The sequence below is a fragment of the Fimbriimonadaceae bacterium genome (assembly GCA_023957775.1).
GTDB lineage: Bacteria > Armatimonadota > Fimbriimonadia > Fimbriimonadales > Fimbriimonadaceae > JAMLGR01.
Genome location: JAMLGR010000007.1, coordinates 124,116 through 138,201 on the forward strand (window position 1 = coordinate 124,116; position 14,086 = coordinate 138,201).

Annotated in this window: 13 protein-coding genes; 8 read left to right on the forward strand and 5 right to left on the reverse strand. The window is 64.7% G+C overall.

Translation table 11 applies throughout. The features are described from left to right. The first annotated feature begins 209 nt into the window (after positions 1 to 209). From M9921_07935 to M9921_07945, 3 genes are all read left to right on the forward strand, one after another. Complete coding sequence (locus M9921_07935) at positions 210 to 1,277, forward strand: DUF4118 domain-containing protein (GenBank protein ID MCO5296771.1); 1,068 nt, start codon at positions 210 to 212, stop codon at positions 1,275 to 1,277. Beyond that, complete coding sequence (locus tag M9921_07940) at positions 1,270 to 1,956, forward strand: response regulator (GenBank protein MCO5296772.1); 687 nt, start codon at positions 1,270 to 1,272, stop codon at positions 1,954 to 1,956. Before M9921_07935 ends, M9921_07940 begins: the two co-directional genes overlap by 8 nt. 180 nt (positions 1,957 to 2,136) lie before the next feature. Beyond that, entirely contained in the window at positions 2,137 to 3,960 is a 1,824-nt protein-coding gene (locus tag M9921_07945) for an APC family permease (GenBank protein ID MCO5296773.1), read from the forward strand. Here M9921_07945 and M9921_07950 read toward each other — a convergent pair. Genes M9921_07950 through M9921_07960 form a run of 3 tightly spaced genes read right to left on the reverse strand, consistent with a single transcriptional unit; the run spans position 3,896 to position 7,740 of the window. Further along, on the reverse strand, positions 3,896 to 5,362 hold the full coding sequence (locus M9921_07950; protein MCO5296774.1) for a sulfatase-like hydrolase/transferase: 1,467 nt from the start codon (positions 5,360 to 5,362) through the stop codon (positions 3,896 to 3,898). The two genes, M9921_07945 and M9921_07950, sit on opposite strands and share 65 nt — an antisense overlap. A 33-nt stretch (positions 5,363 to 5,395) precedes the next feature. After that, entirely contained in the window at positions 5,396 to 7,282 is a 1,887-nt protein-coding gene (locus M9921_07955; protein ID MCO5296775.1) for a glycoside hydrolase, read from the reverse strand. Continuing rightward, on the reverse strand, positions 7,228 to 7,740 hold the full coding sequence (locus M9921_07960) for a hypothetical protein (GenBank protein MCO5296776.1): 513 nt from the start codon (positions 7,738 to 7,740) through the stop codon (positions 7,228 to 7,230). Before M9921_07960 ends, M9921_07955 begins: the two co-directional genes overlap by 55 nt. Positions 7,741 to 7,787: 47 nt before the next feature. Between M9921_07960 and M9921_07965 the strand changes: the two genes are divergently transcribed. From M9921_07965 to M9921_07975, 3 genes are all read left to right on the forward strand, one after another. Then, positions 7,788 to 9,182: a DUF1080 domain-containing protein gene (locus tag M9921_07965; GenBank protein ID MCO5296777.1), complete on the forward strand. Its 1,395-nt coding sequence runs from the start codon at positions 7,788 to 7,790 to the stop codon at positions 9,180 to 9,182. Continuing rightward, positions 9,179 to 10,615, forward strand: a complete 1,437-nt coding sequence (locus M9921_07970; protein MCO5296778.1) for a Gfo/Idh/MocA family oxidoreductase — start codon at positions 9,179 to 9,181, stop codon at positions 10,613 to 10,615. The genes M9921_07965 and M9921_07970 overlap by 4 nt, the downstream gene beginning before the upstream one ends. Positions 10,616 to 10,732: 117 nt before the next feature. Beyond that, the gene (locus M9921_07975) at positions 10,733 to 11,452 is read left to right on the forward strand and encodes a PEP-CTERM sorting domain-containing protein (GenBank protein MCO5296779.1); all 720 of its coding nucleotides are present in this window, start codon (positions 10,733 to 10,735) and stop codon (positions 11,450 to 11,452) included. On the opposite strand, the gene M9921_07980 is transcribed toward M9921_07975, so the two are convergent. Next, positions 11,449 to 11,604: a hypothetical protein gene (locus M9921_07980; protein MCO5296780.1), complete on the reverse strand. Its 156-nt coding sequence runs from the start codon at positions 11,602 to 11,604 to the stop codon at positions 11,449 to 11,451. The two genes, M9921_07975 and M9921_07980, sit on opposite strands and share 4 nt — an antisense overlap. 117 nt (positions 11,605 to 11,721) lie before the next feature. On the opposite strand from M9921_07980, the gene M9921_07985 reads away from it, so the two are divergent. Then, complete coding sequence (locus M9921_07985; protein ID MCO5296781.1) at positions 11,722 to 12,345, forward strand: DUF642 domain-containing protein; 624 nt, start codon at positions 11,722 to 11,724, stop codon at positions 12,343 to 12,345. A 414-nt stretch (positions 12,346 to 12,759) separates the two neighbouring features. On the opposite strand, the gene M9921_07990 is transcribed toward M9921_07985, so the two are convergent. Beyond that, positions 12,760 to 13,212, reverse strand: a complete 453-nt coding sequence (locus M9921_07990) for a hypothetical protein (protein MCO5296782.1) — start codon at positions 13,210 to 13,212, stop codon at positions 12,760 to 12,762. A 156-nt stretch (positions 13,213 to 13,368) separates the two neighbouring features. Here M9921_07990 and M9921_07995 point away from each other — a divergent pair, with 156 nt between their 5' ends. Next, complete coding sequence (locus tag M9921_07995; protein ID MCO5296783.1) at positions 13,369 to 14,079, forward strand: DUF1003 domain-containing protein; 711 nt, start codon at positions 13,369 to 13,371, stop codon at positions 14,077 to 14,079. Positions 14,080 to 14,086 lie beyond the last annotated feature (7 nt).

Genomic DNA, 14,086 nt, shown 5'->3' on the forward strand with positions numbered 1-14,086 from the left:
TCAAAAGCATACACTCTTAGTGATATTGCTACCCCGGACGAACTCACCGGGCTAAGCGTTCGAACTGCCCGCTTCTTTGGCTGGAGCCTGCGCTCGGGGTCGTCCCCCGGACGAAGAAGTGGACGGCGGCCCCAAAAACGGGCTAGCCTAGCAGAGTGCGTCGAGAATCGGACGAGCCGACCAGGAGGTCACGGCCAGACGAGCGGCCTTTGCTTGAGCGCGGCACCCCCGCGGGCTACCTCTGGGCAGGAGGCGTCACCGCCGTCGCTACGGGCGCCTGCCGCCTGATGTACGACCGGTTCGACCTGTCGAACCTGATCATGGTCTATCTTGTGGGCGTCGCATTCGTCGCGAGCCGGTTTGGCCCGCGCGAGGCGATTCTCGCATCCGTTTTGAGCGTGGCGACGTTCGACTTCCTGTTCGTCACACCCCACGGCACCTTCGCCGTGTCGGACATGCAGTACATCGTGACCTTCATCGTGATGCTGCTGGTCTCCCTCCTCATCAGCTCGCTCACCTTGCGCGTTCGGCGACAGGCCCGAGTTTCGGAGACGCTCCTCAAGGAGTCGCAGCAGGCCCGTCTGCAGGCTGAGGCCGACCGCATGCGCAACACGCTCCTGACTTCGATCTCCCACGACCTGCGCACACCGCTCACCTCCATCGCCGGGGCGGCAGATACCTTGCGGCGAGGCGAAGGCGACACGAGGGCCCTGGCGTCCAACATCTACACCGAGACGATGCACCTGAACCGTCAAGTGCAGAACCTCCTGGATATGACGCGCCTCCAATGGGGAGAGCTCAGGCTGAACTGCGAATGGGAATCGCTCGAAGAGCTGATCGGCTCGGCTCTGGACCGCACCGAGGAGCTGCTCGACTCCCGCAAGGTCAAGGTTCACCTGGAGCCCGACCTTCCCCTCGTCCAAGCCGACGGGGCCCTGCTGGAACGCGCGCTGATCAACCTGTTCGAGAACGCGGCGCGCCACACTCCGCCAGAGGCCGAGGTCGAGGTCCGCGTCGAGCGCCTCGCTGACTCGCTCCGGGTGACCGTGTTGGACACGGGGCCGGGGATCACGCCAGGCAACGAAGAGGCCGTCTTCGAACAGTTCAACCAGGCCGCCGGCAATCCCATCGGCTTCGGTCTCGGCTTGGCGATCTGCCGGGCGATCATCACGCTTCACAACGGGCGTATCTGGGCTCAAAACCGCCCGGAAGGCGGTGCCGCTTTCTCGTTCGAACTGCCGCTGGCCGAGCGACAGCCGGAGGTGCGCGGTGGCTGAGCCCAAACGGATCCTGATCATTGACGACGACCTGCCCATCCGGCGCTTCCTCAAAGCCAGCCTGGATCCGGTCGAGTACGAGCTGATCGAGGCCGAGACCGGCCAGCAGGGCATCCAAGCGACCGCGATGCGCAACCCGCAGGTTGTGCTCTTGGATCTGGGCCTTCCCGACATGGATGGCGTGGACGTGGCAAAGAGCCTTCGGGAATGGACCCAAGTTCCGATCATCGTGCTCTCCGCCCGGGGCCAAGAGAAGGACAAGATCGATGCCCTGGAGGCCGGTGCGGACGACTACCTGACGAAACCGTTCGGCATGGGCGAGCTGCACGCCCGGATTCGGGTGGCCCTGCGACGCCTCGGAGGAGGAGACGCGGGCGAGCCTGTCCTCGAGACAGGGGGGCTGCGGGTCGATCTCGCGAAGCGGCAGGTGTTCCGCAATGGGACCGAGATCCACCTCACGCCAAACGAGTACAACCTGCTCGCCATGCTGGTCCGCCACGCCGGCCGGGTCGTCACCCATCGTCAGCTCTTGAGCGAGGTCTGGGGGCCGGCGTACGTGGAGGAAGGCCACTATCTGCGCGTCTACATGGGGCAACTTCGGCACAAGCTCGAAGACGACCCCGCGCGGCCCAAACTGCTGATCAACGAACCCGGCGTCGGCTACCGGCTCCGCGTGTAGCGCTGGATCTTCACAAGATCCTGACTCCTCGTGCGGGAATCCTGACGCGACCTTGACACGCGTTCCCCGAATACTCGGGATACGTTCCTCGGGGCAAACGCCTGTTCGGGGAGCGCGGTAGGTCCGCCATCCATGAGTCAAGTCGCGTCCGACGGGTTCTTTAGGAGACTCCGTCTTCTCGTGTTTGGTGCGCCCATTCCCACGGCGAGGGAACACCACGAACGGCTTTCGCTGTTCTTCGGGTTGCCTGTCTTTGCGTCGGACGCTCTTTCGTCGGCCGCCTATGCCACCGAGGCCATCCTCAGCATCCTGATCCTCTACAGCGTCACCGCGATGGCGCTTCAGCCCACGATCACGTTCACCATTTGCGTGCTGTACGTGATCGTCGTGATCTCGTACCAGCAGACCGTGTACGCGTACCCAACGGGCGGCGGCTCGTACATCGTCGCGTCCGACAACCTCGGTGAACGGCCTGCGCTGGTCGCCGGTGCGGCGCTGCTGATCGACTATGTGCTCACGGTTGCGGTCAGCATTGCGGCCGGCGTGGCGGCTTTAGTGTCGGCGTTTCCCGCGCTGCACCCGGTCCTCGTGCCTCTCAATGTCGCCTTCATCGCGATCATCGCCTGGGCGAACATGCGCGGCGTGCGGGAGTCGGGCACGCTCTTCGCCCTCCCGAGCTACGGATTTGTGCTTGCGATGTTCGTGATGATCGTCTGCGGAGTGCTTCGGGTTTGGGGCCAACCCGTTCCGCAACAGACGATCCTTGCCGAGCCCGGTTCCATCGGCAGCGAAGCGAACTTCCTGCTCCTCTTCATCACGCTGCGAGCCTTCTCGGCAGGCTGCGTCGCGCTGACTGGCGTCGAGGCGATCAGCAACGGCGTGCAGGCGTTCAGGGCTCCAGAGGCGCGCAACGCGGCCCTCAGCCTCAGATGGCTCGCCGTGCTGATGATCTTCATGTTTCTGGGCACGGGCTACCTCGTCCAGCACTTGCCCGAGGTCTCCCTGTACGCCACAAAGAACCCGGAGTACCGCACGGTCGTCTCGCAAATCGCCGCGTTTGCCTTCGGCCCCGACAGCGGCGGTTTCTACGCCATTCAATTCGCCACGGCCGCCATCCTCATCCTCGCCGCCAATACGGCCTTCGCCGATTTCCCGCGCCTTGGCAGCATCCTCGCCCGCGACGGTTACCTCCCGAGACCCCTTGCCCGCCAAGGCGACCGCCTGGTCTTTCAAAACGGAATCCTCCTCCTTGCCGCATTGGCGATCGCATTGGTCTGGTACTTCCACGGCGAACTCGACCTGCTCCTGCCGCTCTATGCCGTCGGGGTCTTCACCGCGTTCACCATCTCCCAAACCGGCATGGTCCGCCATTGGATCAAGCTCAAGAGCAAGGGGTGGGCGTTGCGGGCGACGGTCAACGGTATCGGGGGCCTGCTGACCGGAGTCGTCGCCATCGTCATTCTCGTCACCAAGTTTGCCGAGGGCGCGTGGATGGTCCTCTTGCTGATGAGCGCGACGGCAGTCATGCTCCATGCGATCAAACGCCGCTACAAAGCCATCTCCGATCAGCTCGCCTTGGATGGGCCGCGGCCGCCCCAAATGCGACAGGGGGCTGCCATCCTTCTCGTCCCCCGAGTCCACCGGGGAATCCTCTCGGCCCTGGACTACACGCGGGGACTTCATGGGGAGGTCCGCGGCTTCCACGTGACGATCGACAAGAAGAGCGTGCCGCTGGTGAAGGAGGCGTGGGAGCACTATGCGGGCGAGGTGCCGCTGGTGATCGTCGAATCCCCATTCCGTTCGCTGATCGAACCCATCCTCGAATACATCGACCAGATGCTGGAGGAAGAGCCGGATCGCGTGGTGACCGTCATCGTGCCGGTCGCCGTCGCTAAGAAGTGGACGCACCGCTTCCTGCAAGAGAACGTCGGCCAGCAGATCAAGAACGCGCTCGGGAAACGGCAGAACGTGGTGGTTTCGAGCGTCCGTTACTTCCTCGATTGATCGCCTTCTCGAAGAACTGGTCGTACCCCGGGTCGTCCTGCTCCCGCATCCAGTCGCGCAACGCGTCGTTCAGCTCCCGATACCGGGCGAACGAGCCGGGCTGCCCAAGCAGGCTCTTGGTCTCCCACGGGTCCTCGGCCAGGTTGAACAACTGCGCGTGCTCGACCCCGTGCACGCTGTAGCGGATCAGCTTCCAATCCCCGATGTGCACCGCGCGCTGCCGGTTCTGGTAGCAGTTGACCATCACCGGACGGTGGACCCGCGCGGGGTCCGTCAGCACCGGGACGAGGCTCTTGGCCTCCATCGTCTTGGGCCTTGGCATCCCCGCCATCTCCAGCAGCGTGGCTGTTACGTCGTGGTGGTACACCAACGCGCTTCGCATCTGGCCCTCCGGAATCCCCGGCCCGCGGAACACGAGCGGGACGCCCATGCTGTGCTCGTACGCGCTCTGCTTGCCCAGGAGCCCGTGCTGGCCCACTGCGAGACCGTTGTCGCCGATCAGCACCACCAACGTGTTCTGCTCCAGCCCCTCGCGCTTCAACGTGTCCAGAATGCGGCCAATCTGGGCGTCGACCTCGCTGACCATCGCGTAGTAGTCGGCGATGTCCTGCCTTGTCCGCGCCTCGGTCCTTGGCACCGGGGAGAGCATCTCGTCGCGCACCTTCATGTCGCCGTTGTCGAAGGGGTGTTGGGGCATGAAGTTCGGCGGGAGCTCGATCTTCTCTGGGGGATACATGGCGTGCCACTCGGGCGGCGCTTTGCGCGGATCGTGCGGCGCCGTGAACGCCACGTACATCGCGAACGGCTTCGACTTGTCTCGCCGACGGGCGAGGAATTCGATCGCCCCGTTCGCGTACAGTTCGCTCGAATACGCCTCCACCTCGTGCCGGTCCGATTCGGGGTAGGCGCTTGTGGGGTCGAAGTCGTGGATGCGGGGCTCGAAGTGGCCGTTCGTCTCGTACGCGTGCATGCCGCCGAAGAACAGCGCCGCCCCGTCGGTGAACAGGCGGTTCACCGCGTCCTTGTTGTTGTGCCACTTGCCGGTGAAGAAGGTCTGGTAGCCGTGGGCGCGGAACACCTCCGGCCACGTGGTGAACTCCTCCCGGACCTGGCCGACGTCCACCGCCCCCGTCTTCGGGTCCCGCGGCCCCAGGTGCCACAGGTTGCGCCCGGTCATCAGCATGGCGCGGCTTGGAACGCACAGCGCCCCGTGCGGACCACCCATCGTCGAGCAGTTCGAAAAACCCGTCCCGTCGCGGTACAGCGTGTCGATGTTCGGGGTCTTGACCGGTTCGATGCCCAATGCGCCGACCGCCGTGCGGCGGTGGTCGTCCGTGAAGAGCACCACGACGTTGAGGGGCGCGACGTGGGCCGCTGCGGCGAGAACGAGGGCGCCGAACATGGCCCACCATACCAGCGCCCGACGGCGGTGTTCCTAGGGAAGCACCGTCCAGACCGCTTCGTCGATCCAAACGCGCCAAGACCCGGCCAGATCGGCGGCCAGGTTCGCCCAACCGATTCGGGCCCGCACCGTGCCGCTCCCGGGCTGCACGAAGCGGGACAGATCCCCGCTTGCCGCCGCCTCGGCGATCGTATCGGCGCCCGCCGTCGCGAACCGCGTGTCCAACGTCTCGTAAGCGCCCGTGCTCCAGTTCCAAAACTCGAGGAGTTGGCGGACACCTGTGTACTGAGCCCGCGACTCGAGCCGGAACCCGAGAGAAGAGGGGTGAGGAGAGGGCGAGGTGCCTTCGACCACCACTCGGATAGCGTCGCCCACCTCTTCCGCACCCAGGTAGACCCGCGCCTGCAGCCAGGAGTCGTCGCTGGCGAACAGGTCGGCCAGGCCCCCGCCCGCCAATCGACCGCGGTCGATTCGAAAAGTGTCGGGCAAGACGATCAGGGGTCGCGCCGGAACGCGCAGATAGTACACGTCCTGCTCGCCGTTGAACGTCGCAGTGTAGGCGACGCCGACGCCGAAGGGGTCCGAGACCGATCCGATGTAGTCGCCCATCTTGTTCTGGTTCGGATAGCCCAGGAAGTGGTTGAAGGGCGCGCTCATCGGCTCGTTGGGCGACCAGGTGACCCCGCCGTCGTACGAGTACGAGTAGTACAGCACCGAGAACGTCGAGGTCGGATCGTCCCGCGTGTCGTTCCAGAAGGCGTCGAGGCGGCCGTTCGAAGCGACCGACATCGTGCCGAACCAGTGCGAGCGATTTCGGTTCGGCGGATCGTCGTTGACACGCACCGAAGGGCTCCACGTGTTGCCGCCGTCGGTGCTGCGGGAAAAGCGCACGTCGCAGGGGTCGTTGCCGTCGACCTCCACGGAGCACAGAAGGTAGATGTTGCCCGCGGTGGGGCCGTCCGAACGGTCGACGGCGATCCAGGTTTGGCCGCTCAGCCCTCCCGGATTGACCGTTCCGCCTGAGACGATGGAGCCGCCCAGATTCACCACGCGGTTGAGATCGAACGTCGGCGTGGCCCCGGGGTCCTTCGCGTTGCGCGATCGCAACACGCGAAACGTGCTGCCGCTCGCCCCGCAAATGTAGAGGTCGCCGTTCGCCGCGATGTCCAACGTGCCCCACACCGGTCGGTTCGGAATGTTGATCGGGTCCATCCAGGTGGCGCCGCCGTCGGTGGTGCGGCTGAACTGGCGTCCTCCCCAGTTGTTGCCGGCCGTGCTCCACGTCTGGTAAATGAACCCGCGGCTGGGCGAATCGGTGGTGTCGACCGCCATCCACTGCTTGTCGCCGCCCGTGGCGGGTCCGATCCGAACCCAGCTCTGGCCGCCGTTCAACGACGACCAGAGATCGTCGTAAAAGGTCTCCATCAGACTGAGGTAGTAGAACTTCCCGTCGGCGTCGCTCGCGAGCACGGGGTCGCTTCGGAACACGTTGGCTTCAAGCACGCCTGGGAACGTCCAGTTGGCGCCACCGTCGAGGGTGTACGCGTAACCCGACTGGCGGAAGTTGGACGAGACGCTGTCGAACTGGCGCCATCCGATGGCGATGCGGTTCGGATGCAGGGGGTCGACGCATAGGGACGGTTCGTTGGCCGCGTCGCCCACGATGTTGGCGCCGCCGGGACCGACGTTGACCTGCACGCTAAGGCTGTCGCCGACCAGGGAGATCCCCCTCGGCGAGTAGCGCGGGAGCATCCGCATCGCCGGCGGATCGCCAACGCGCTCGAGCACCGGCACCGACCGGGGCGGCTCCTGTTTCCGTGTCCCCGACCCGCCGCTTGCGGCGACGATCGCCGCAAGCCCAACCATCAGCGCGCCAACCGCGCGCGCCGCGACTCCTTCCACCATGGCATCTGCTCCCATGAGATGGACTCCCATGGGCGGGAGGAACGTTCGGTACCGATTGCCAGGATTGCGTGTCCTGTTCCTACCGAATGCCCGCTGGCGGGCGTCTCCTTCAAAGCCTCGATCAACGTGTCCGCGGCCAACTGCAGGGTGCTGATTCCGTCGTCGCCCTCCGACGAGGATCCCACGAGCAGGGACGCGAGGGTGACCCTCTCGCTACCCGTGGTCTTGGCCGAGATCGTCTTGGCGATGTCCGTAATCGCGGTCGGTCGCTTCTCGGCGGGCAGCTCTCGGACGGCGATGATCCGCTGGAGGATGGCCTCGCCTTGGGGAGTGGGCTTGGCCTGGGGAAGGGCGAGAGCGACCAAGAGCGGCAAGGGTGCGGGGGTGACGCGCGCCAGCGCGGCGCCGCACACACCGCAGTAGCGTTGAGACGCCGTTCTTGGTACATTGAGATCGATGCCGCCGTCAGGCATCGACCAATCCCATGAACCCAACCGCCTCTCTCCTCCCCCTCGCTCTCATGCTTCCGATCGCCGCATTCGCCCAGAAACCGGTGGACATCCTGCCCGGCAAGGACCTCGCCGGCTGGGTCCAGCGGGGGGGCAACGCCACCTATGCGGTCGAGGGCAAGGAGCTCGTCGGCACGTCGGTGCTGAACACGCCCAACTCGTTCCTCTGCACCGAGAAGACCTACGGCGACTTCATCCTCGAGTACGACTTCAAGGTCGATCCGCGCCTGAACTCGGGGGTCCAGATTCGGAGCGAGTGTTTCGACAAGCCCTCTTCGGTGATGTGGCAGGGCAAGAGCATCGACGTTCCGGCCGGCCGCGTGCACGGATACCAGGTGGAGATCGATCCCGACCCCGTCCAAGATCGCTGGTGGACCGCCGGAATCTACGACGAGGGCCGTCGCGGCTGGCTCTTCCCGGGCACGGTCGGTGGCGATGCGAAGGCCTTTACCGACCAAGGGCGCAAGTTGTTCAAGCAGGGTCAGTGGAACCACGTCCGTGTCGAGGCCGTCGGGGACTCCATCAAGACGTGGCTCAACGGCACCCCGTGTGCGTCCATCCACGACGGGATGACGCGGCGCGGCTTCATCGCCCTCCAGGTCCACGGCATCGGCACGGACACCTCGAAGCTGGGCATCCAGGTGCGCTGGCGGAACATGAAGCTCACCGATCTCACCCCGCCTCCGAACACGCTGAGCGCCCAAGAAAAGGCCGAGGGCTGGCGGCTGCTGTGGGACGGCAAGACCACCAAGGGATGGCGCGGCGCCAAGTTGGAGACGTTCCCCGACCACGGCTGGGAGATCAAGGACGGGGTCCTGACCGTTCTTGCCAGCGGCGGCGCCGAATCGGCCGCGGGCGGCGACATCGTGACCACGGACCGTTACAGCGACTTTGAGCTGGTGGTCGACTTCAAGATCACCCCAGGTGCGAACAGCGGCATCAAATACTTTTGCGAGCCCAATCTCGACCCCATCACCGGCACCGGCGCCAAAGCCCAGACCGGCTCGGCGATCGGATTGGAGTTCCAGATCCTCGACGATGAACTGCACCCGGACGCCAAGCTCGGGCGCGACGGGAACCGGACCGTCGGTTCGCTTTACGACCTGATTCCAGCGGTCGGCACCAAGCAGCCGAACCCGATCGGCGAGTGGAACACCGCGCGCGTCGTGAGCCACGGGCCGCACGTCGAGCACTGGCTCAACGGCCAGAAGGTGCTCGAGTACGAGCGGGGTTCCGCGGCGTTCCGCGAGCTGGTCGCCCAAAGCAAGTACAAGACGATCCCGGGCTTCGGCGAGTGGAAGGACGGACACATCCTCCTCCAGGACCACGGGGACCGCGTCTCGTTCCGCAGCATCAAGATACGAACCGGCAAACCAACGCCCCGCGCAAACCCAGAGAAGCCATGAAACCCAAAAGAACGAACGACCCTCTCTCGACACCGCTCGACCGGCGCTCCGTGCTCAAGGGGATGCTGGCGGCGGGAGGCTACGCGATGCTTCCGGCCGGCGTGTTCGGCGCCGTCGCTCCCAGACGAGGCATCGGCCCCAACGCGAAGGTGAACCTCGCGTGCGTGGGCATCGGCAACCGAGGCGCGGACATCGTCAAGGCTCTCAACGCAACCGGGCTCGCCAACGTCGTGGCGCTGTGCGACACGGAGATGGGGGCCAAGCACACGGTGGCGACGCTGGCCGACTTCCCGGGCGTGCCCCAGTTCCGGGACTTCCGCACGATGTTCGACACGATGGGGAGTCAGATCGACGCCGTGAGCGTAGCGACCCCGGACCACTCGCACTTCCCGATCGCGATGCTCGCCATGTCGATGGGCAAGCACGTGTACGTCGAAAAGCCGCTGGCGCACAGCTTCCGCCAGATCGAGCTGCTGATGGCTGCGGAGAAGAAGTACAAGGTGGCGTGCCAAATGGGCAACCAGGGCCACTCCGAAGCCAACTACTTCCAGTTCAAGGCGTGGACGGACGCGGGGATCATCAAGAACGTCACGAAGATCACCGCGTTCATGAACAGCGCGCGCCGGTGGCACGGCATGAACGTCTCCGACTACTTTCCCGCCGAACCCCTGCCCGAAGGGATGGACTGGGACTGCTGGATCGCCACTGCGCGTCGGCATCCGTTCAACGCGAAGTACCTGAACGGCGAGTGGCGCTCGTGGTACGACTTCGGCGACGGTGCCCTGGGCGACTGGGGCGCGCACATCTTCGACACCGCTCACGAGTTCCTGAATCTCGGGTTGCCCGTCGAGGTTGATCCGGTGCTCATCGAGGGGCACAGCGCCTTCATCTTCCCGCAGGCCTCGACGCTGGCGTTTCGATTCCCCCGGCGCGGGTCGATGCCGCCGCTGGAACTGACCTGGTACGACGGCGTGAAGAACCTGCCGCCCTTGCCGCCCGACTTTGGAGGAGGGGTGGTCGATCCCAATATTCCGCCTCCCACGAAGGGGAGCATCGACACGAAGGTCTACCCGCCCGGAAAGGTGATCTACGGCGAGGGGCTGACCTTCAAGGGAGGCTCGCACGCGTCCACCTTGGAGATCATCCCCGCGTCGAAGGCGAAGGACCTCAAGTTGCCGGACGTGCCCCCGACCCCCTCCAACCACTTTGTGAACTTCCTGCGCGCGTGCCAAGGCGAGGAGAAGTGCCGCTCGAACTTCGCGGTCGCGGGTCCTCTGTGCCAGGCGATGGCAATCGGCATCATCGCCCAGCAGGTGAATGCGAAGGTGGAGTTCGATCGCCGCACCAAGCGCATCACGAACCACAAAGTCGCGGACGCCCTTTTGGACGGAGCTCCGCCCCGAGCGGAGTGGGCTCAGTTCTACAAACTCTAGTGCCGAAAGGCCCCTGTCTCTGGTTAGGTTGCTTCAGAACAAGCAATTTTACGGGCCCTGAATAGGGCGGGGCTTGTTATGATGAACTGTTAGCGACTCTCGAGAGGGGTGACAGTGATGAAAGGAACTTTGTTCGTTGGCTTGATGACTGCGGCAGCGTTGGCTTCTGCGGACGGTGTTGTGCCAACGGCGTTTGCTGCGACCGAGGCACCGAGCACCTTCAGCTTGACCTCGACGGTGACCGCTCGAACGTACATGTTCGTGATCGATTCGTCTCAGCTCGGCGCATTGGTCAATACGGACCTGAACGGGATGCAGTGGCGCCTCAACGGCGCGGTGACGGCAAACTGGCCAAGCGTGGCGACAAGCTACACCTTCTTTGACATTTGGGTGGGAGCGGGTGTGGACCCGACCGCGACCAGCAACGTGTTTGCGGACAACTTCACGGGTGGTTCGACCCAGGTTCGCTCAGGTCCGCTGACGTTCAACCCGGGTGACTTCACCAGCGGTGGCTCGCCGAATGCGTTTGGAGCGACCGTCGGATTCAACTCCTCCTACACCTACACGGGTGGGGACTTGGCCATCTTGATGCGCTTCAGCACGCAGAGTGGGGCGACGAACCAACCATCTTTCGACGGTGTGGCCGCGACCGACACGGCCAATGGGTACGGAACGCTCTTCGCAGCGCGATGGGTGGGTGACCCCAATGCGACGACCGGGGGGAACGCCAACTTCCTGGTCACGAACTTGGTGTCCACTCCCGTTCCCGAGCCCGCGACCCTTGCGGCACTGGGCTTCGGTGCCGCCGCGCTGTTGCGTCGCAGAAGGAACCGCTAGGGCATCGGCGCTCCGCGCGCGGCCACGGTGAGGGTGTACCACTCCTCTCGCGTCAATTCGACATCCGTGGCCGACGTGGCCCCGCGGATGGGCGTGGGGTTGCCCGATGGGTGCTTGAGAAGCCAGGCCAACGCGACGACCGTCCGGCTCACCCCGCGCGAAGCCGCGATCGTACCCAGCGAGTCGCTTGAGCTGGTGAATTTGCCAGCTTTGCTCCTGAATCGAAGGGATCGGCAGGGAAGTCGCCGGGCTGCGGTTACGATAGGAGGGTGAGAATTCTGAAATACTCGATCGGCGCGCTGATAGTCGCCACCACGCTTGGGCTCTCGGGCCGGGCGACCGCTGCGAATCTGGTTTCAAACGGCGACTTCGAACTTGCCAATCTGGGGGCAGCCAACTCTTCCGGCTCAGGGTACTGGACGTTCAACGCGGGCAATTCGGGAATCAACAACTGGACGGTCGGCATGACCAGCGTGGATATCGTCAGGGCGCCGTATCCCTTCTACGGGACGCAGGCGCTCGATCTCGTTGGAACCCCCGGACCCGGGAGCGTCGAACAGACTCTGGCCACCGTGGCAGGCGGGACCTACGAGGTTAGGTTCCAACTGTATTGGACGGGAAGTGCCATCAACCGGCAGATCAACGTCTCGCTTGGGTCGCAGTCTTTGAACGGACTTGAGCTCAATCCGTCGGACACCTGGCTGTCGTTCAACCTCACGTTCATCAACGTCGAGGCGAACGCGCTCCTCAGACTCTCGACCAACCCGAACAACGGCGGAAACGGCAACACGTTCATCGACAACATCACCGTGGAAGCGCCCGTGCCCGAACCGTTGACGATGGTTCTCGCGGGCGGTGCGTTGGCCGCGGCGATTCGGCGACGTCGCAGGTAGCGGACGGGGAAGCCAAGGCGGCAGACGCTTCTGACCACCCTTGGTAGCGGGGCCATAGTTGGTTGCCACCGTCCGCCGGTGCCCGTGGGCTGCCGGGGCGCCTTGCGGCACCCCATGGCAGCTGGGAGGTGCGGTCAGGCTCTTACTTGCCGGACGCGGGGGTGGAAGGAGTGGAACCCGAGGGGGCCGTACTGGCGCCCATGGGGGACGGAGTCGAGCTCGTGGAGCTTGGCGAGGAGGCCGTGCTCGTGCCCGGTGGAGAGGTCGGGGGTGCCTTCGCCGCCGTGGTCGAACTAGAGAGAGGGCTCGTGCTGGAGGTCTTGGTCGTGGGCGCCGCGGGCTCTTCCTTCTTGCATCCCGTGAGGCCGGTCGTGGCGAGAGAGAGGATCGCTAAAACGATCAGGGGAGAGGTTTTCATTGTCGATTCACCTTGCTTTTGCGGGTCTTCTGGTCGTTGACCTTGCCTGCGGTGGCCTTGGAGGGCGCCTTGGCTGTGGTCTTTGCGGGGGCGGCGGTCGGCTTGGATTTGGTGGTCGCAGCCGAGGCGTGCGGCGTCTTGCCGGAGTGGTGGGTGGGCGTCGCTGCGTGGGCGCGCTTGTGGGTGGCCTTGTGCTTCGGCGTCTTCGAGGTCGAGTGCTTCGCGGCCGTCGCATGTTTGGCATGCATGGACTTGGCCTTTGGCGCGGCCTTGGACTTCGCCGCCTTGCGGGCCGGGGCCTTCGCGCTTGGAGACTTGGCCTTGGCGGCGTGCGTGACCGGTTTCTTGTCGTTGGAAGGCGGCGTCTTGGCCGGACCCTGTGCGAGGGCCGCGCCCGATACCGCGAGAAGGGTGGCGAGCGCCACCGTTGCGAACAGTCTGTTCTTCATCAGAACCTCCAGTGATTTTCTCTTTGGGGATCTCCATCCCCAATGCAGAGCAACCTTGGAGCGGCACGGCCCGTTCCGGACTGGGAGGACAAACTTCGCCTTTTTCATCGGAGCAAGGCGCGGTCCCTTCGTCCTCGTCCGGGCGTCTCAAAGGACGTGGATGCAGAACTCGTTCCCTGTGGCGTGTGCGGCAAATCGGTTCCGGAGTCGTCCGCCGTGCCCGGCGATGCAGTCCGGGAGGCGCTTTGGCCGGCGCTTCGAGAACGCTCGCCCGAGTGGCAGCCCCAGGGCTTCGTCTGCCGCGAGTGCCTCGACCGAGCGCGCGTGCAGTACATCGTCGACGCCATCAGCAGCGATCAAGGAGAGCTTTCGGAGATCGAGCGCGACGTGGTGGAGAGTCTCAAAAACCACGAACTGCTGGTCGCCGACCTTCACGACGAATTCGAAACTCCGCCATCGTTCGGAGACCGTGTCGCCGACCGGGTGGCGTCGTTCGGGGGAAGCTGGGCGTTCATCGGCCTCTTCCTCGGCATCATGGTTTGCTGGATCGGGATCAACGGGTTTGCCCTGCTCGCCCACCCGTTCGACCCCTTTCCCTTCATCTTGCTGAACCTCGTGCTTTCGTGCCTTGCGGCCATGCAGGCGCCGGTCATCATGATGAGCCAGAACCGCCATGCGGAGAAAGACCGATTGCAGGCCGAGCACGACTACAAGGTCAACCTGAAGGCGGAGTTGGAGATACGCCACCTGCACGAGAAGCTGGACCATCTCGTGATGCACCAGATGCAGCGCCTGATGGAGATCCAGCAGCTCCAGATCGACATGCTGGAGGAGTTCGACGCGCACCTTCGAGGCGATTCAAAGTGAGGACTCT

Excerpts from the sequence above, each read along its gene's own strand:
- M9921_07990 (MCO5296782.1), bottom strand. The coding sequence starts at position 13,212 with ATGAAGAACAGACTGTTCGCAACGGTGGCGCTCGCCACCCTTCTCGCG.
- M9921_07965 (MCO5296777.1), top strand. The coding sequence starts at position 7,788 with ATGCTTCCGATCGCCGCATTCGCCCAGAAACCGGTGGACATCCTGCCC.
- M9921_07950 (MCO5296774.1), bottom strand. The coding sequence starts at position 5,362 with ATGTTCGGCGCCCTCGTTCTCGCCGCAGCGGCCCACGTCGCGCCCCTC.
- M9921_07960 (MCO5296776.1), bottom strand. The coding sequence starts at position 7,740 with ATGCCTGACGGCGGCATCGATCTCAATGTACCAAGAACGGCGTCTCAA.
- M9921_07975 (MCO5296779.1), top strand. The coding sequence starts at position 10,733 with ATGAAAGGAACTTTGTTCGTTGGCTTGATGACTGCGGCAGCGTTGGCT.
- M9921_07970 (MCO5296778.1), top strand. The coding sequence starts at position 9,179 with ATGAAACCCAAAAGAACGAACGACCCTCTCTCGACACCGCTCGACCGG.
- M9921_07955 (MCO5296775.1), bottom strand. The coding sequence starts at position 7,282 with ATGGGAGCAGATGCCATGGTGGAAGGAGTCGCGGCGCGCGCGGTTGGC.